Genomic DNA, 16,963 nt, shown 5'->3' on the forward strand with positions numbered 1-16,963 from the left:
ACGTACAGAGAAAGCGAAACCTCACCATGGACCTCGGCGTGCGCTGGAAGCTGCACGGGGACGGAAAGGTACCCGCCCCCGGAGCGGTGGTCCGCCCCGACGAACGGCTCTCGTGGCCCCGCACGGCCGGGCTCGGCGCCCAGCATGTGGTGGCCATGTTCGGGGCGTCCTTCGTGGCTCCGGTCCTGATGGGCCTTGACCCCAACCTCGCGATCATGATGTCGGGCGTGGCGACCGTCATCTTCCTGCTCGCCACCCGCGGCCGGGTGCCCAGTTATCTCGGCTGCTCGCTCTCCTTCGTCGGCGTCGCCGCGGTGATCCGGGCCCAGGGCGGCACCAGCGCGACGGTGACCGGGGCGGTCCTGGTCGTCGGTGCCGCGCTGTTCCTGGTGGGGCTCGCCGTGCAGCGGTTCGGGGCGCGGATCATCCACGCCGCGATGCCGCCGATCGTCACCGGCGCGGTGGTGATGCTGATCGGCTTCAACCTGGCCCCCGTCACCGCCTCCACCTACTGGCCGCAGGACCAGTGGACGGCGCTGCTGGTGATGCTGTTCACCGGCCTGGCCGTGGTCTGCCTGCGCGGTTTCTGGTCACGGATCGCGATCTTCCTGGGTCTGGTCTTCGGCTACGCCCTCTCCTGGGCCCTCGACCGGGTCTTCGGGAAGATTCACTCGGTGGACGGCAGCGGCAAGCTCACCGACCACTGGCGGCTGGACTTCTCCGCCGTGGGGCAGGCCGACTGGATCGGGCTGCCGTCCTTCCACGGGCCGAGCTTCGAGTGGTCGGCGATCCTGGTCGCCCTGCCGGTCGTCATCGCCCTGATCGCGGAGAATGCCGGGCACGTCAAGGCGGTCGGCGAGATGACCGGCGACAACCTCGACGACAAGCTCGGCACGGCGATCTCCGCGGACGGTGTCGGCTCGATGCTGTCCACCGCGGTCGGCGGCCCGCCCAACACCACGTACTCCGAGAACATCGGCGTGATGGCCGCGACCCGGGTCTACTCGACGGCCGCCTACTGGGCCGCCGCGGGCTTCGCCCTCCTCTTCGGCCTCTGCCCGAAGTTCGGCGCGGTCGTGGCCGCGATCCCCGGCGGGGTGCTGGGCGGCATCACGGTCATCCTCTACGGCATGATCGGCCTGCTCGGCGCGCAGATCTGGATCAACGCCAAGGTGGACCTGCGCAATCCGCTGAACCTGGTACCGGCCGCCGCGGGCATCATCATCGGCGTCGGCAACGTCAGCATGGAGTTCACCGACACCTTCTCCCTCAGCGGCATCGCGCTCGGCACCGTGGTCGTCATCACCGGCTACCACGCGCTGCGGGCCTTCGCCCCGGCCCACCTCAAGACGCAGCAGCCGCTGCTGGACGAGGGCACTTCCTCCTACGACGAGAAGGCGGAGGGCGAGGGCGAGGGCGACGGGTCTCAGCGCGCCAAGTCGTAGGCGTAGGACGGCGTGAAGGTGCCCGGCTTCCCCTTGCAGCCGTCCGACTCCCCGGGCAGCTTGACCCACAGGTAGGCGTCGATGCGCCCCATGCCGGTGCTCAGGGTCGGTGCGCGGCCGATCTCGCGGCCGGCCGGGTCGCACCACTGGCCGTCGGCCGGGGCGCCGTTGCCGTTGCGGCTGGTGTCGATGACGGCGCCCAGGCTCGCGGGGCCGCCCAGGGCGTCGAGGACCGCGCGGTCGTAGGCGACCTCGTCGGCGGTGGTGTGGAAGTTCGAGACGTTGCTGAAGATGCCGTCGGAGGAGTCGGCCGAGGCGGCGCCCGCCTGCCTCAGCCAGCCCGCCTGCTTGGCGGGCGCGTGCCAGCCGGAGTGCCCCGCGTCGAAGTAGACCCGGGCGTTCGGGTTGGCGTTCTTCAGGACCCGGCCGGCGCGGGCCAGGGAGGCGAAGCGGTCGGCGCGCTCACCGGCGGACATGCACTCCGCCTGGGCTACCGAGTCGGGCTCCAGGACGACGACGACGTCACCGGAGCCGAGCCCGGCGGCGAAGCGGTCGATCCAGTCGTCGTAGGCGTCGAGGTCGGGCGCCCCGCCCTGGGAGTGGCCGCCGCAGTCACGGTCGGGTATCGCGTACGGCACCACCACGGGCACCCGGCCCGCCTCGGCACCGCCCGACGTGACGGCGCGGACCCGGGAGGTGATGGTCCCGGGCGTGTAGTCGGCGAACCACACGGCGGCCGGGTGATCGGCTATACGGGACTGGATGACGTCCTGGCGCGGGTCGTCGGGGTGGGCCCGGACCCAGTCGAGGACCTGCGATTCGGGGTGCCGGTAGAGGCGGGAGGAGGCCGGGGAGGTCCGGGACTCCTTCGCGTCGGCCTTCTCGGACTTCTTCTTCGGCTTCGGCGAGGGGGCGGAACTCGTCCTCTTCGCCGAGGCGGAGGGCGAGGCCGAGGCCGACGGCGTCGCCGACACGGACGGCGAGGGCAGTCCGGGCAGGGAGCCCTGCGACGGCGACCGCGTCACCTGCGGACGGGCCTCGTCCACACCGCCGCCGTCGTCACCGAGAGCGGACAGCATGCCGGTCGCGGTGCCCACCGCGACCACGACGGACGCCGCCGCGACCATCGCGCTGCGGCGGGCGGCACGCCTGCGCTCGGCCCTGCGAGCGGCCAGGCGCCGGGCACGAAGGCCTGACACTAGGGTTCCCCCTCCCCCGTGCGACGGGTGCGTTCCCCCGTTCTGGGGAAGCGTCGGGCCCGCCGGCACTCCCGCCAGCCTAAAGGTGCCACGCTGCCGCCATGGCGTACTGCGAACAAGTCACGGGGGACGTCCAAACCGTGGACACCGTCCTCTCCCGGATGCGTGCCCTCCACACGACGCTGCCCGCCAGGGACGGGGTGGCGGTCTTCAACCGCGTCTACCTGGCCGTCACCGAAGCGGTCGACCGGCACATCGACAGCGGTCGTTTCACGGACGCACGGGCCGCGATCGCGCTGGACGTACGGTTCGCGGAGCGCTACCTGACCGCCGTCGACACGTTCGAGGAGGGACAGCGTCCGCCCGCGTGCTGGCGGCCCCTGTTCCAGTTCCGCCGCCATCCCGGCGTACGGCCGTTGCAGTTCGCGCTGGCGGGCGTCAACGCGCACATCGGCCACGATCTCGCGCTGGCCGTTGTGGACACCTGTCGTACGCTCGGCTGCGAACCCGTCGACCTGGAGGACGAGTTCGACCGAGTGGGCGATCTCCTCGTGTCGCTGGAGGAGCGCGTCCGCGACGAGCTGATGCCGGGTCCGGACGTCCTCCAGGTCGCCGACCCGCTGACCCATCTGCTCGGCTCCTGGAGTCTTGAACGCGCCCGCGACGCCGCCTGGACGACGGCTCGCGCGCTGTGGGCGCTGCGCCGGCTGCCCGATGTCGCGGGGGAGTTCACCGAGCGGCTGGACTCGGCCGTGGGCTTCGCGGGACGCATGCTGCTCACCCCGCTGCCGGACTGATCCGGCCCGGCTGCCCGGTGCGCGCTCCCGGAACCGCCGGCCGATCCGCACGATGCTGCGGGTCAACGCCCGGTACCGCGCGTCGGGCCACGAGGGCACCGACCGCCGCCCCTTCCACGGCAGCGTCGACCAGATCGTCGAGGATCTCGCCGCGCACGCCGAGATCGGCCTCGACGAGATCCTCATCGACCTCCAGGGCTCCGCGCGGGGCGCCGAGTAGCTGAAGGATCTGGCCGCCGAGGTGTACGAGAAGGCAAGGGCGGCCGGGGTCTAGCGACGGACCGGGGCCGGCCCGCGGACTAGTCCTCGGGGAGCTCGACCGGCGCGATCTCGTCGTAGACGTCACCCGGGCCGGGGTTGGTCGCGTCGGTCCGGCCGCCGAAGTGGTGCATGACGCCCCAGACGGCGTTCAGCGCGGTCTGGACGGCGCCCTCGGCCCAGCCGGCCGTCCAGGAGATGTCGTCGCCGGCGAGGAAGATGCCCCGCTTGTCCTCGGGCAGCTCCTCCTGCACGAAGTGGGTGAACAGGCGCCGCTGGTAGCGGTAGTGACCGGGGAGGTTGGCCTTGAACGCGCCCATGAAGTACGGCTCGTTCTCCCAGGAGACCGTCACCGGGTTGCCGATGATGTGCTTCCGGATGTCGACCTTCGGGTAGATCTCGCCGAGCGACTTCAGCATGACCTCCATCCGCTCGTTCGCGGACAGCGGCAACCACTTCAGGCTGTCGTCGCACCAGGTGTAGGAGAGGCAGATGACGGCGGGCCTGTCGGGGCCGTCGTCGAGGAGGTAGGTACCGCGGGTCATGCGGTCGGTGAGCGTCATCGACATGGCGTCCCGCCCCGTGTCCTCGTCCTTGTCCAGCCAGAAGGGGCGGTCCACCGGCACGAAGAGCTTGGAGCTCTCCATGTAGTGGGTCCGCTCGATGGCGGTCCAGTGGTCGATCGGGAAGAGCGAGTCGTCGCACGCGATCTTCGAGAGCAGCATCCAGGACTGGGCGGTGAAGATCGCCGCCCGGTACGTGCGGATGTCGCCCCCGGCGCCGGTCACGGTGATGCGGTTGCCGGCGGTGCGGGTGAGCCGGGTCACCGCCGGGCGCGGCTCGCCGTCCGCGTGCAGGGACTTCAGCGAGGTGCCGTGGGGCCAGTGGACGATCTTCTCCGGCTCGCGCTCCCAGAGCCTCGTCGGCAGTTGCTGGGAGCCGCCGACGATGCCGCGGTGGTGGTCGTCGGCCTCGGTGTAGACGACGCGGAGGATCTCCAGGATGGAGTTGGGGAAGTCGGTGTCCCAGCCGCCGGTGCCGAAGCCGACCTGGCCGAAGATCTCGCGGTGGCGGAAGGACCTGAAGGACTCCGAGTCGCAGAGGAAGCCGTAGAAGGTCTGGTTGTCGAACTTCTCGACCAGCCTCGCCCAGATCTCGCGGATGCGCGGGACGTCGCGCTCGCGCAGGGCGCGGTTCATGTCGGAGAAGTCGGCGCCCTCCTCGAGGCACTTCGCCCAGGCGTCGGCGACGTCGCGGTAGACCTGGGGCAGGTCGTCGAGCGTCTCGGCGTAGTGCGACTCGCCCTTGAGGTCGACGACGGTCGAGGGCGTCGCCTCGGCGAGGGGGTTGGGGAACGGACGCGTCTCCAGTCCCACCAGGTCGATGTAGTGCTGAAGGGCGGTGGAGGACGGCGGGAAGCGCATCGCGCCCATCTCGGCGGTCAGCGACTCGTCGCAGCCGTCGAAGCCGACGGTCCGCAGCCGGCCGCCGATCCTGTCGGCCTCGTGGACGACGGGCTTGAGGCCCATCTTCATCAGCTCGTAGGCGGCCACGATGCCGGACAGGCCACCGCCGATGACCGCGACCTCGGTGCCGTGCTCGGTCGCCGGTATCTGGCCGAGGCCCGCCGGGTGGGCGAGGAAGTCGTCGTACGCGTACGGGAAGTCCGGCCCGAACATGGTGATCGGCGGCTGCTGCTCGTCTGCGTGCTCGATCGCGTTGGGCACGGTGGACGTCATGGGGTACGGACTCCTTGCACGGGTGGAACGGGGGAGGTGGCGGTGGGGGTCAGGCGAGGGTCCCGTAGAGGCCGGGGCGGCGGTCCTTCAGGTACGGGTTGGCCTCGCGGGAGGCGGCGAGGAGGGCCGGGTCGGCGTCGGCGAGGACCAGCTCCTCCCCGCGTCCCGCCCGGGCGCGGGCGGTGCCGTCCGGGCCGGCGAGGACGGACAGCCCGACGAACTCGAACTCGCCCTCCCGGCCGACCCGGTTGACGTACGCCACATACAGCTGGTTCTCGAAGGCCCGCACGGGCACGACGGACTCGGCGACGAACTGGAACGGGTGCATCTGCGCGGTCGGCACGAGCAGCAGGTCGGTGCCGGCCAGGGCGTGGGCGCGCACGTTCTCCGGGAACTCGACGTCGTAGCAGATCATCAGGCCGACGGTGAGACCGTTCAGCTCGGCCTGCACGACCGGTTGCCGGCCGGGGACGAAGTGGTCGTGCTCGAAGCAGCCGAAGAGGTGGGTCTTGCGGTAGTTGGCCAGGCGCGTGCCCTCGGCGGAGATCAGCTGCACGGAGTTGAAGACGCTCTCGCCGGCCCGCTCGGGGTAGCCGTAGGCGACGGCGAGGCCGTGCCGCGCGGCGGTCTCCGCGACCGCGTGGGCCGCGTCGCCGTCGGCGGACTCGGCGAGGCGGCCGGTGCCGTCGCCGATCGCGTACCCGGTCAGGAACAGCTCGGAGGTGACGAGCAGCCCGGCGCCCGCGGCGGCGGCGCGGCCCGCGGCCTCGTCGAGGACCTTGAGGTTCTCGACGGTGGAGCCGGGCCGACCGGAGCTCTGGAGCAGGGCGGTGCGCATGCGTGTTCCTCACCGGTGGGAGGGGGTCGGGGGGCCAGATAGACGGTACGGTCGGCGGACTCGGCCGGACAAGCAGGAGCCGTTGCGCGCCGCTGAGCGGATCGTTGCGTTCACCGGTCACATTCCGGCGATTCGTTGCGCGACTGGCCCGCGGGGCGTACCTCCGGGTCGTACCTCCGGCTCCTTCTCGGGGCGCAGACCGCGCCCGCCGTCCCCCGCCGCACGGCGGAGGGCACTCCCGCCCGGGGTGCGATGTGGCGGGAGTGCGGGGCCGGAACAGTGGTGACCGTTCGGTTCCACTCGGTTCCGTTCACTGGTTTCCGTCCGCGGAAAGGACCGCCATGAAACGCCGTACGACGACCGCCGCGCTCTGCGTCGCCCTGCTGCTCACCGCCGTCACCACCGGCGCCGCCGTCGCCTCCGGGCCGCACGAGGAACGGCCCCCGAGGGAGGCCGCCGCGCTCACCGGCAGCGCCGAGCTGTACCGGTCGGCCGGGGACGACATCACCTTCACCTTCGACGCCCACCTGGCGGCCGAGGACAACGACGACCCGCTCAAGGCCACGGGGACGTTCGAGTTCAGCCACTACCTGGACGGCGAGGGCGCCCGGGCGAAGGCCGACGTCGACTGTCTGCTGACCGGGGGTGACGTGGCCGTCGTCTCCGGCGTCATCACCGACTCCGACCTGCCCGGCGCCGAGGGCAGGCGAGTGGGCATCACGGTCCACGACCGGGGCCGCCACGACCGGCTCGGCTACAGCTGGGCCGCGACGGGCAGCCCCGTGGAGGGCGGGGATCTGCCCCGGTGCGTGGCATCGGCCCCCTTCGAGAAGGTCAAGAAGGGGACCGGTGACTTCGAGGTCGTGCCCTGGCAGCCGAAGCTGTAGGGCCCGTCCGGGCGGCGACCAGCACCACCGCCGTCAGCAGGTACGGCACCGCGGACCACGCGAACGCGGTGGCGTGCCCGGCCGACGTCCCGATCACGGCGTAGCCTCCCAGCACCACGACCGTGGCCAGCTCCGTGCCGAGTCCGGCCACCGACGTCAGGGTCGCCCGGCCCGTCGCGTCGATACGCCGCTGGAGCCGGGCGTCGGCAAGCACGCTCGCCAGCTGGAAGCCGCCGAAGGCGACGGCGACCAGCAGCAGCCCGGCCGGCGTGCCGACGGCGGAGCCCACGGCCAGTGCGAGGGCGGCGCCCGCGAGCAGCCCGGCGAGACCGGCCCTGCCCAGGCGTTCACCGGCCCCGGCCAGCAGGCCGCCGGCCGTCGCGCCGCCCCAGACCAGCAGGAGCAGCCAGGGCACGGTCGACTGCGCCACCCCGGTGCCGAGCACCAGAAGCGGCGTGTACTCGTCGAGGGCGCCCCACACGGCCGTCACGGCCGGGACGAGGAGCAGCGCGCCGCGTACGGACCGGTCGGCGCGTGCCTCGGCAAGCCCGGCCCGCAGGGTCGTGGACCAGCCGTCGCCGCCGGTCACCGGCGTACGGTGCTCGGGGAACCGGGTCGCGACGACCGCCGTCAGCAGGCACACGAGGACGCTCGCCGCGCCCACCGCGGCATAGCCGCCCCGGGCGAACACGGGTCCGGCGAGGCCCATCGCGGCCATCACGGCCACCAGTCCGGCCGAGCGGGCCCGGCCCATGACACGGGCGTACCGGTGTGCCGCGCCCATCCGGTCGAGCTCGTCGTGGACCAGGGCCTCCAGCGCGCCGGATCCGAGCGCTCCCCCGGCACCCCACAGCACGAAGCCCAGCGCGAAGGCGCCGTAGGACGGCACCAGCACCCACAGGGCGAAGCCGGCGGCGGTGAGCAGCGGGCCGAGCCACAGCAGGCGCCGCCGGGAGACGGCGTCGGCCCAGGCACCGGAGGGGATCTCCAGCAGCACGCCGGTCACCGACCACACGGCGAACAGGGAGGACAGCTGCCAGACGGACAGGCCGGTGTCGCTGAAGAGCAGCGCGTACACCGGGTAGAGCAGGATGAACTCGTCGAGGAACGAGTAGCCGTACAGTGTGGTCGTCAACCGCCGGTAGCCGGCGGCGGGCACACACGTGGGTGTGGGAGTCATGAGGCCTTCCCGAGGGGGCGGATCGGACACCGGAGGTACGGCGTCCGAGGCGGCCCTCGGGAGGAGGCACGGCTGGTGGATCAATGTCGCCAGGTCATGACACCGATGCTAGACGTCGGGTGCCGTCCTGCCACGGGATTACGTGGGCGACCCCGACGAGAAACGGCGCAGCAGCGGTGACAGCACCAGCACGGACTTGGTCCGCTCCACGAACGGCTCCCCGGCGATGCGCTCCAGGACCCGTTCGAAGTGCCGCATGTCGGAGGCGAAGACCTGGGCGACCGCGTCCGCGTCCCCGGTGACGGTGGACGCGGCCACGACCTCCTGGTAGCGCTCCAGGCCCCGCTGGATGGTCTCCGGCGAGGTGTTGCGGCGGCAGAAGATCTCGACGAACCCCTCGGTCTCCCAGCCGAGCGCGGCCGGGTCGACCCGTACCGTGAATCCGGTGATGGCTCCGGTGGCGCGCAGCCGGTCCACGCGCCGTTTCACGGCGGGCGCGGACAGGCCGACCGACTGCCCGATGTCCGCGTAGGAGCGGCGGGCGTCCTCGGCGAGGGCGTGCACGATGCGTTCGTCGAGATCGTTCAGCACTGCGGGTGGTTCACTTCACTTCTGGAGCTTCTGGGCTTCTGGGCTTCTGGGCTTCTGGGCTTCTGGGCTTCTGGGGGTGCTCGGCGTGGTGAGCCGGGGAAGGGAAGGCGATGACCGATGGCCGTACAGGAATCGAAGTGCTCTCCCGGCTGAAGGCCGGGAGATTCCTGCTCACCTTGCGGTAGAGGGCTTGACGCGTTGCCCGCGCCTGACGGCAGCCCTCCCGGCAGCCGGGATGAGCGCGAGGCCCGTCCGGTACAGGGTGCGGGACGTTCCGGGCCGCGTTGTGGCCGACGTTGCCCGACCAGCCGCAATCCGGATTCTTGCACACGAACACGGCCTGGGACTCCCGACTGCCGGACGTGGTGGTACCACAGGGTGTGCTGCGGCTCGGTGCTCTGCGGTGTCGCGTCATGCGTCCGAACCCGTTCCGTCAGGCCTGACGGAACGGGTTCGGGCGCGGTCAGTTCCAGCTGGCGTGCAGCGGCTTGCCCTCGGCGTAGCCGGCGGCGCTCTGGATGCCGACGACGGCCTTCTCGGCGAACTCCTCCAGGGAGGCGGCACCGGCGTAGGTGCAGGAGGAGCGGACTCCGGCGATGATCGAGTCGATCAGGTCCTCGACGCCGGGGCGGGTCGGGTCGAGGAACATCCGGGAGGTGGAGATGCCTTCCTCGAAAAGCCCCTTGCGGGCCCGGTCGTAGGCGGACTCCTCGGAGGTGCGGTTGCGCACCGCGCGGGCGGAGGCCATGCCGAACGACTCCTTGTAGGGGCGGCCGTTCGCGTCGTGCTGAAGGTCACCAGGGGACTCGTAGGTCCCGGCGAACCAGGAGCCGACCATCACGTTGGACGCGCCGGCCGCGAGGGCCATCGCCACGTCGCGCGGGTGGCGGATGCCGCCGTCGGCCCACACGTGCTTGCCGTACTTCCTCGCCTCGGCGGCGCACTCCAGGACCGCGGAGAACTGCGGCCGGCCGACGCCGGTCATCATGCGGGTGGTGCACATCGCGCCGGGGCCGACGCCGACCTTGATGATGTCGGCGCCCGCCTCGACCAGGTCGCGCACGCCCTGGGCGGAGACGATGTTGCCCGCGACGATCGGGACCTGCGGGTCGAGGTCGCGCACCAGCTTGACGGCGCTGATCATCGATTCCTGGTGACCGTGCGCGGTGTCGATGACGAGGGTGTCCACGCCCGCGTCCAGGAGTTGCTCGGCCTTGCCGGCCACGTCGCCGTTGATGCCGACGGCGGCGGCGATGCGGAGCCGGCCCCGCGCGTCGGTGGCCGGAGTGTAGAGGGTGGCGCGCAGGGCGCCCTTGCGGGTGAGGATGCCGGCCAGGCGGCCGTCCTGGTCGACGGCGGGCGCGTAGCGGCGGTTGGCGGCGTCGAGGGTGTTGAAGGCCTCGCGCGGGTCCATGTCCGCGTCGATGAGGATCAGGTCCTTGGACATGACCTCCTCGAGCTGGGTGAAGCGGTCCACGCCGGCCAGGTCGGTGTCGGTGACCACGCCGACGGGCCTGTTGCCCTCGTCGACGACGACACCGGCGTTGTGCGCGCGCTTGGGGAGCAGGGACAGCGCGTCGGCGACGGTCTGGTGCGGCGCCAGCACGATCGGGGTGTCCAGGACGTGGTGGCGGCTCTTCACCCAGGAGACGACGTCGGTGACGACCTCGATCGGAATGTCCTGCGGGATGACCACCAGGCCGCCGCGCCGGGCCACCGTCTCGGCCATGCGGCGCCCCGCGATGGCGGTCATGTTGGCGACGACGAGCGGAATGGTGGTGCCCGTGCCGTCCGGGGCACCGAGGTCCACGCCCTGCCGGGAGCCGACGGCGGAGCGGCTCGGCACCATGAACACGTCGTCGTACGTCAGGTCGTACGAGGGCTGGATGTCATTCAGGAAACGCACGTGCTGCACATCCCAGTCGATCAGAGGTGGCCCCCGGACAGGTCAGCCAGGGGGAAAGAGCACGTACTTCATTCTCCCACGACGGACACCCCACACCCCCTGGGCAGATCATCCAGGCTGGTCAGCGACCTCCTTGGAGGATCATCCAGGGCCCAGGGTCACGAAGAGCCCCGGCCCGCGGTCCGTCGCCTCGGCGAAGATCTCCTCGGCGACCGCCCACTCGTCCGGCCGCGTCTCGGCGTACCCCCGCCAGCCCCGTACGACGAGCACCAGACCCCGCTCCACCGCGTCCTCGGGCCAGACGGAGGGGTCGGCGAGGGAGTCGGCGAGCGCGTCCCAGTCGCGGCCGAACCGGTCGGGCAGCGCCAGGTCACAGGCGCAGCGGTCCATCAGGGCCGCCTTGTCCGTGACCCCGTCGAGGTCCAGCGTGACCACGAGCCGTCCCGCGGGGTCCTCGCTCATCTCGCGCCTCTTCCCTTGCTCGTACTTCTTCCCCTGCTCGGGCCTTTCCCTCGCTCGGGCCTTTCCCTCGCTCGGGCCTTTCCCTTGCTCGGGCCGCCCCGACCGGTCGTCAGATGCCGTCCGGGTCGGTCCGGTTGAGCGTCGACTTGGGCGCCGGGCCCACCGTCATCAGGGAGTCCGCGGCCGACGTGTCCGTCACCAGGCTGGTGACCAGCCCGGAGCGCAGCACCGCGTCGATGGCCCCCGCCTTGCGCGCCCCTCCCGCGATCGCCACGACCTCGGGGATACGGCGGAGCTGGTCGGCCTTGACCGTGATGCAGCGCTCCCCCAGATCCCGCCCGACCCGGCGCCCCTCGGCGTCGAAGAGGTGCGCGGACATCTCGGCGGCGACGCCGAGCGAGGCGTAGTGTGCCCGCTCCTCGTCGCTGAGCATGTCGTGCACCGTGGAGATGCCCGGCTCCCAGGAACCGATGGAGACGCAGGCGACCGTGACCTTGTCGAAGTACTCGAAGGCCCGGGCGATCCCGGTCTGGTGGCGCAGCGCCTGCGCGGTGGCCGCGTCAGGCAGCAGCATCGGCGCGTAGATGGGGTGGGCGTCGCCGCCCGACACCTGGGCGGCGCGGCGGACGGCCTCCACCGAGCCGCGCTCGGCGGTCCCGGCGTCGTACACGCCCGTCAGCTGCACCACCGTGCACGGCGGCAGCTTGTCGAGCGCCGCCGCCATGTGGATGGTGGACCGGCCCCAGGCCAGCCCCAGCACGTCGCCCTCGTTGACCAGCTCGCCGAGCAGGTCTGCGGCCACCTCTCCCAGGTTCTCCGGATCGGGTGTCTCCTCGGCGTCCGCCGGGGACTCCACCACGACGGCGTGCCTGAGGCCGTAGCGCGCCCGCAGGGCGTCGGAGCGCTCGGCGTCCAGCTCGGCCGGCACCCGGATCTCGATTCGGACAAGGTCCCGCTCGAGAGCGGTCTCAAGGACCCGGGCCACCTTGAAGCGGCTGACGCCGAACTCCTCCGCGATCTGGATCTTGGACTTTCCCTCGAGGTAGAAGCGGCGGGCCATGGCCGCCGCCTGGACCAGCTCAGCGGGTCCCATCCGCATGGCTGAACGGCCCGCCGACATACCCGACACGGCGATCTCCTCACTGCTGTTCACACTCTGGATTCGCCGTTCATCCTCGCAGATTCGGCGCACTTGATCAGCCCTGATGGGAGCCGTTCACGTTCTCGTATCTCAGTGGTCGCACGCCCAGGATGCCTTGGCGGTCGCCGCCTCGGCCTGCGTGCGCAATGCACGTACCGCTTCGGCCGGGTCGGACGCCCCGTACACGGCGGAACCCGCGACGAAGACGTCCGCGCCGGCGTCGGCGCACTGCTCGATCGTCGATGCCGACACCCCGCCGTCGACCTGGAGCCACAGCTCCAGACCGTGCTTCTTGATCAACTCACGGGTCCGCCGGATCTTCGGGAGCATGATGTCGAGGAACGCCTGCCCACCGAAGCCCGGTTCAACCGTCATGATCAGCAGCATGTCGAGTTCGGGGAGCAGATCCTCGTACGGCTCGATGGGCGTCGCGGGCCGCAGCGCCATGGACGCGCGGGCCCCCTTGGCCCGGATCTCCCGCGCGAGGCGCACCGGAGCGGCGGCCGCCTCGACGTGGAAGGTGACGGAACCCGCGCCCGCCTCCACGTACTGCGGCGCCCAGCGGTCGGGTGCCTCGATCATCAGGTGGCAGTCCAGCGGGGTGTCCGTCGCCCTGGCCAGGGACTCCACGACCGGCACGCCGAGCGTGAGGTTCGGTACGAAGTGGTTGTCCATGACGTCGACGTGGAGCCAGTCGGCTCCCCCGACCGCCTTGGCCTCGTCCGCGAGGCGGGCGAAGTCGGCGGACAGGATGCTGGGGTTGATCTGCGCGGCCATGCCCCAAGACTGCCATGCCCTTGGGGGGTGGGGGGCATCGGTCCACGGGTGGATACGGTTGTCCGTCGGCCGCGGGTGGTACGGGGCGCTCGCACCACGTGGCCCTTCGGGGCGTGTTCAGCCCCCTCCGCACACCGGCAGGTCCTGTGGCTCCCGGAGGCGTTCCAGCTCCGCCAGCCGTTCGTCGAGTTCGTCCGGAGCGGCGAAGTGGCGCAGTACCGCCTGGTGGAAGGCGTCCCGGGTGGTACGGGGCATGGCGTCGGAGGCGTCCCAGCAGCGGGCCCGGCCGGGCTCGCGCAGGACGGCCCCGATCCCCCGCTCGGTCGCGTTCCGCTCACCGTCCGCTGCCGCCGCCTTGTTCGCCGTGTACTCCGGCAGCTCGGTGCCGGGGTCGGCCAGATAACGGATCAGCTGCTCCGCCTGCGGGGTCGGGTTCAGCAGGGCCGCGAGGTCGCCGGAGACCTCCCAGGCGCCGGCGTCCGGACCGGGCTCCGGGACGACCTCGGAGAAGTGGACGTAGTCGCCGCCCGCCCGCTGCCAGTGCCCGGCGCGGAAGGACCCCTGGTGCTCCAGGCGGCTGGGCGCGCAGTCCGCCCCGTACCCGGTGGTCAGCACCTGCTCGACACGTGCGCCCGCGCCCGCGCCGACCAGGTCCGCCCAGGTCGTCCAGGCCTTGCGCACGGCGTCGTCGGTCCACGGCAGCCGGCCGTTGGCCCACTCCTCGTACACCCGCGGTCCGGCCTGCTGGAGCAGGATGTCCTCCACCCAGTCCGTGCCGGGCCAGCCGGAGGTGGCGCCGGACTCCATGCCGAGGCACCACCGGTCGGGACGGTTCGCCGATTCCGCCGTGGGTGGCTGTCCGGCATACCACACCATGCTCTTCAGACCGGTCTTCACGGGCAGCCAGTACGTGTGGGCCTCCTGCCCCGGCACGGTGACCTCGGGGGCCCAGAACCGGTCGTAGTGCCCGGTGTCGAACAGGCCGTCCAGGGGGTGGAGCCGGCCGTCGGCCGCGTAGGCGAGCAGTTCGCCGGGCCCGGGCAGCACCGCCACGTCGGGCGGGTTGCCGGCCGCTATGTCGGCGGCCAGCACCTGGCTGAGCGCGGAGCTGCCCTGGTAGACGACGTCGATCCGGTACTTCTCCTCGAACGGCTCGATGACGTGCTCCTCGAACTGATCGCGCTCCGCGCCGGTCCAGTTGGCGAGCAGGGTGACCGAACCCTGCCAGTCGCGCGCCCAGCGCACTCCGGCGAGCACACCGGCGCCGAGCAGGACCAGACAGACGCCGAGGACGCCGAGTGTGCGGGCTCCGGGGCGGCTCATCGCGGCCCCCGGAGCCGGTACTCGGCTATCCGCGGCCACAATCCCCACACCGTCAACGCCACCACCACGGCTCCTCCCAGCAGCACCCAGTCGGACAGCGAGGCCCAGAATCCGGCGTCCGCGAGCGCGCCGTGCACCTCGTCGGCCACGTCGGGGATGGTGTCCGGGTCGTCGTGCGGCACCCGTACGTCGGCGAGGGAGCCGGTCATCGCACGGTGCGCCGAGAGCGTGTACCAGGCCAGCACCGGCACGCCGAGCGCGCACACCGCGGTGGCGGCCAGCAGCCGCAGCTGCACGGGCCGCCGGAAGCGGCGCCGGAGAAACCGCTGGGTCTCCAGCAGCGCCCCGCACAGCACCGCGTACAGCACCGCGACCGCGCCCCAGCCGAGCCACAGCTGCCAGGGGAAGGCAGCCTGCCGCCGGGCCTCCGCCAGCTGTTCCGCGCGCAGGTCGTCCAGTCGGCTCTCTATGTCGCCGTCGGTCCCCGGTTCGGCCTTCAGACCGAGGACCTTCTCGGCGTAGTGGAGGTAGGCGGCGCGCAGCGGTGAGTCGACCGGCTCGCGGCCCCGGCGCTCCACCCAGGCCGAGTAGACGGCGATCAGCCCGGTGACGGTCTGCAGGTCGTGGCGCCCCGCCAGGCCGGTGACGTTCTCGGACGCGGCCAGGGCGAGGCTCTGCTGGGCGACCGAGATCCGGGTGTGGAACTCGCCGCTGATGTCGCCCTCGGGTCCGCTTCCGCGGACCACCTGGTGCGCCTCGCGCATCGCGTTCTGCGCGGTGTCGACGGCGAGGATGCCGGGCGTGCTCGCCGTCGACAGCGGCACGGTGTCGTCGTGCACGCCCCGGTAGGCGAAGAACAGCACGAGGGTGGTGGCGGTCCCGAGGACCAGCAGCAGCCTGAGTCTTCGGGTCAGGTCCCGGCCGGTGGTGCTCACCGCCGCTCCTCGATGGTGTGGCGGCAGGCCGGACAGAACCGGGCGGCCACCGGCGCCTTGGCCGAGCAGGCCGGGCACGACACGGTGCCCCCGCCGCCCGGCTCGGCACCCGCCGCACCGCCGACGCCACTGCCGGACTCGGGGCCGAAGGTGCTGCGGCTGCTCGCGGTGATCAGATGCTCGAAGTCGACGGCCTCCGCGTCGGGGCGCAGGGCGACCCGGCCCGCCTGCGCGTCGTCGACGCGCACCAGCCGGGACAGGCGACGGAGCTGCGCGTCGTCGTTCATCGCGTGGGCGAGTCGCGCGGCCCGCCCCAGCTGGTGCTCGGCCAGGTCGCGTTGTCCGGTCCGGTGGGCGTCGGCGGCGGCGGCGATGGCCTCTCCGAGCCGCCGATGCCGCTCGAAGTGGTCGACCTGGGCGTCGGTGTGCCGGGACAGGGCCGGGTTGTCGGTCCAGTGCACCAGGCAGGGCCGCGGCGGTGGCAGCCGAACCTCGCCGTCGGGCACGTCGACGGCGACCACGGCGAGCTGGAGGTCCTCGCCGTGCGGGCGGCCCGCCGGGTCGGCGGACAGACACAGCTGGTAGCGGCGGGTCTCGTCGCCCCAGGCCCGGGTGACGAACCGACCGGTGCCCTCCTGCGCGGTCAGCTCCGCCTCGGTGGGGAAGACCTGCTTGAGATAGCGCACCGTGCTCCCGGGCATGGGCGTCACGGAGATCGCCAGCTCGGGAACGGCCTTGGTGAGGAGACGGCTCATCACCTGCTCGTACTCCGCCGGCAGGGCCGCCTCCTCACGCACCGAGGAGGCGCTGCCGTGCAGGCGGCGGGTGATGCGCAGCAGTTCCCGGCCGTCCCAGCCGTCGCCGATGCCCCAGGCGTCGCAGACGAACCGGCCCGCGCAGTCCTCCAGCACCTGTGCGAGCGGCATCTCCTCGTCGTGCTGGTTCTTGCCGTCGGTGAGCAGCAGCACGTGCCCGATGGGCGCGTCCTGTTCCGTCAGCAGCCGGTGGCTCAGATCCAGCCAGGCGCCGATGCAGGTGCCGCCGCCCGCGACCAGCCCGTGCACGGCCCGCTCCGCCCGCGCCCGGGTACGGGCGGAGGCCTGCGCCATGCGCGGGGTGTCCGGGTACGCCATGGCCGCCCGCTCGCTGCCCCGGACCACCGCGAACGGAGTGCCGTCCGGCAGTTTGCGGATCGCCGCGACCGCCGCCTGCTGGGCGGCGTGCAGCTTCTCCACCGGCCAGGTCATCGAGCTGGAGCAGTCCACCGCGAGGACCTGCGCCAGCACCGGGCCGTCCGGGCGGCCGACGCCCCCGGTGCCGTCCACTCGCACGCTGAGAATTGCGTGCATCTGCGGGTCGTCCGCCTCGCTGGACAGGTACTTCTCCTGGTCGATCTCCAGCTTGGCGGTGATCTGCCCGGTCTCCTCGCCCGCCCGGGGCGTTCCTGTCCCCTCGCCCGCCCGGGGCGTTCCTGTCTCCACGCTG

General features: G+C 72.1%; 15 protein-coding genes and 2 pseudogenes. 4 read left to right on the plus strand and 13 right to left on the minus strand.

Features of this window, described 5'->3' with window-relative positions; translation table 11 throughout:
- The first annotated feature begins 26 nt into the window (after positions 1-26).
- Entirely contained in the window at positions 27-1,445 is a 1,419-nt protein-coding gene (locus ABEA26_RS05135) for a uracil-xanthine permease family protein (RefSeq protein ID WP_345589624.1), read from the plus strand.
- Here the strand turns inward: ABEA26_RS05135 and ABEA26_RS05140 are convergent.
- Entirely contained in the window at positions 1,427-2,572 is a 1,146-nt protein-coding gene (locus ABEA26_RS05140) for a glycoside hydrolase family 6 protein (RefSeq protein WP_345589679.1), read from the minus strand. The genes ABEA26_RS05135 and ABEA26_RS05140 overlap by 19 nt on opposite strands.
- A 173-nt stretch (positions 2,573-2,745) precedes the next feature.
- Here ABEA26_RS05140 and ABEA26_RS05145 point away from each other — a divergent pair, with 173 nt between their 5' ends.
- Together ABEA26_RS05145 and ABEA26_RS05150 are read left to right on the plus strand one after the other, a co-directional pair.
- Positions 2,746-3,441 carry a DUF5995 family protein gene (locus tag ABEA26_RS05145; RefSeq protein WP_345589625.1) on the plus strand — a complete coding sequence of 232 codons (696 nt, stop codon included), beginning with the start codon at positions 2,746-2,748 and terminating at the stop codon, positions 3,439-3,441.
- A 19-nt stretch (positions 3,442-3,460) separates the two neighbouring features.
- A pseudogene (locus tag ABEA26_RS05150) lies at positions 3,461-3,661 on the plus strand (LLM class F420-dependent oxidoreductase); the annotation flags it as partial.
- Positions 3,662-3,740: 79 nt separating this feature from the next.
- Here the strand turns inward: ABEA26_RS05150 and ABEA26_RS05155 are convergent.
- Together ABEA26_RS05155 and ABEA26_RS05160 are read right to left on the minus strand one after the other, a co-directional pair.
- On the minus strand, positions 3,741-5,438 hold the full coding sequence (locus tag ABEA26_RS05155) for a flavin monoamine oxidase family protein (RefSeq protein WP_345589626.1): 1,698 nt from the start codon (positions 5,436-5,438) through the stop codon (positions 3,741-3,743).
- A 49-nt stretch (positions 5,439-5,487) separates the two neighbouring features.
- On the minus strand, positions 5,488-6,276 hold the full coding sequence (locus ABEA26_RS05160; protein ID WP_345589627.1) for a carbon-nitrogen hydrolase family protein: 789 nt from the start codon (positions 6,274-6,276) through the stop codon (positions 5,488-5,490).
- A 341-nt stretch (positions 6,277-6,617) separates the two neighbouring features.
- Between ABEA26_RS05160 and ABEA26_RS05165 the strand changes: the two genes are divergently transcribed.
- Positions 6,618-7,163, plus strand: a complete 546-nt coding sequence (locus ABEA26_RS05165) for a Repetin (protein ID WP_345589628.1) — start codon at positions 6,618-6,620, stop codon at positions 7,161-7,163.
- Here the strand turns inward: ABEA26_RS05165 and ABEA26_RS05170 are convergent.
- The 10 genes and pseudogenes from ABEA26_RS05170 to ABEA26_RS05215 all read right to left on the minus strand — a co-directional run bounded on the left by ABEA26_RS05170 (position 7,111) and on the right by ABEA26_RS05215 (position 16,959).
- On the minus strand, positions 7,111-8,343 hold the full coding sequence (locus ABEA26_RS05170) for an MFS transporter (RefSeq protein ID WP_345589630.1): 1,233 nt from the start codon (positions 8,341-8,343) through the stop codon (positions 7,111-7,113). The genes ABEA26_RS05165 and ABEA26_RS05170 overlap by 53 nt on opposite strands.
- Before the next feature lie 138 nt (positions 8,344-8,481).
- Entirely contained in the window at positions 8,482-8,934 is a 453-nt protein-coding gene (locus tag ABEA26_RS05175) for an Lrp/AsnC family transcriptional regulator (protein ID WP_003977367.1), read from the minus strand.
- A gap of 171 nt (positions 8,935-9,105) precedes the next feature.
- Positions 9,106-9,322 (minus strand): annotated as a pseudogene (locus ABEA26_RS05180) (RNA-guided endonuclease TnpB family protein); the annotation flags it as partial.
- Positions 9,323-9,397: 75 nt separating this feature from the next.
- Complete coding sequence (locus ABEA26_RS05185; protein ID WP_345589632.1) at positions 9,398-10,840, minus strand: GuaB1 family IMP dehydrogenase-related protein; 1,443 nt, start codon at positions 10,838-10,840, stop codon at positions 9,398-9,400.
- Positions 10,841-10,981: 141 nt separating this feature from the next.
- A complete protein-coding gene (locus ABEA26_RS05190; protein WP_345589634.1) occupies positions 10,982-11,302 on the minus strand; it encodes a barstar family protein in 321 nt (106 codons plus the stop codon).
- 109 nt (positions 11,303-11,411) lie between these two features.
- Positions 11,412-12,455: a sugar-binding transcriptional regulator gene (locus ABEA26_RS05195; protein ID WP_345589635.1), complete on the minus strand. Its 1,044-nt coding sequence runs from the start codon at positions 12,453-12,455 to the stop codon at positions 11,412-11,414.
- Positions 12,456-12,533: 78 nt separating this feature from the next.
- On the minus strand, positions 12,534-13,220 hold the full coding sequence (gene rpe, locus ABEA26_RS05200; RefSeq protein WP_055415908.1) for a ribulose-phosphate 3-epimerase: 687 nt from the start codon (positions 13,218-13,220) through the stop codon (positions 12,534-12,536).
- Positions 13,221-13,337: 117 nt separating this feature from the next.
- Positions 13,338-14,543, minus strand: a complete 1,206-nt coding sequence (locus tag ABEA26_RS05205; RefSeq protein ID WP_345589638.1) for an ABC transporter substrate-binding protein — start codon at positions 14,541-14,543, stop codon at positions 13,338-13,340.
- Positions 14,540-15,478: a hypothetical protein gene (locus ABEA26_RS05210; RefSeq protein WP_345589640.1), complete on the minus strand. Its 939-nt coding sequence runs from the start codon at positions 15,476-15,478 to the stop codon at positions 14,540-14,542. The genes ABEA26_RS05205 and ABEA26_RS05210 overlap by 4 nt, the downstream gene beginning before the upstream one ends.
- Positions 15,475-16,959 (minus strand): VWA domain-containing protein, encoded by a 1,485-nt coding sequence (locus ABEA26_RS05215; RefSeq protein ID WP_345589642.1) that lies wholly within the window; start codon positions 16,957-16,959, stop codon positions 15,475-15,477. The genes ABEA26_RS05210 and ABEA26_RS05215 overlap by 4 nt, the downstream gene beginning before the upstream one ends.
- Positions 16,960-16,963 lie beyond the last annotated feature (4 nt).

The sequence above is a fragment of the Streptomyces marokkonensis genome (assembly GCF_039539045.1).
Taxonomy (GTDB): domain Bacteria; phylum Actinomycetota; class Actinomycetes; order Streptomycetales; family Streptomycetaceae; genus Streptomyces; species Streptomyces marokkonensis.

Coding starts and splice junctions, on each gene's coding strand:
- ABEA26_RS05135 (WP_345589624.1), top strand. CDS start 27: ATGGACCTCGGCGTGCGCTGGAAGCTGCACGGGGACGGAAAGGTACCC.
- ABEA26_RS05140 (WP_345589679.1), bottom strand. CDS start 2,572: ATGGTCGCGGCGGCGTCCGTCGTGGTCGCGGTGGGCACCGCGACCGGC.
- ABEA26_RS05145 (WP_345589625.1), top strand. CDS start 2,746: ATGGCGTACTGCGAACAAGTCACGGGGGACGTCCAAACCGTGGACACC.
- ABEA26_RS05155 (WP_345589626.1), bottom strand. CDS start 5,438: ATGACGTCCACCGTGCCCAACGCGATCGAGCACGCAGACGAGCAGCAG.
- ABEA26_RS05160 (WP_345589627.1), bottom strand. CDS start 6,276: ATGCGCACCGCCCTGCTCCAGAGCTCCGGTCGGCCCGGCTCCACCGTC.
- ABEA26_RS05165 (WP_345589628.1), top strand. CDS start 6,618: ATGAAACGCCGTACGACGACCGCCGCGCTCTGCGTCGCCCTGCTGCTC.
- ABEA26_RS05170 (WP_345589630.1), bottom strand. CDS start 8,343: ATGACTCCCACACCCACGTGTGTGCCCGCCGCCGGCTACCGGCGGTTG.
- ABEA26_RS05190 (WP_345589634.1), bottom strand. CDS start 11,302: ATGAGCGAGGACCCCGCGGGACGGCTCGTGGTCACGCTGGACCTCGAC.
- rpe (WP_055415908.1), bottom strand. CDS start 13,220: ATGGCCGCGCAGATCAACCCCAGCATCCTGTCCGCCGACTTCGCCCGC.
- ABEA26_RS05205 (WP_345589638.1), bottom strand. CDS start 14,543: ATGAGCCGCCCCGGAGCCCGCACACTCGGCGTCCTCGGCGTCTGTCTG.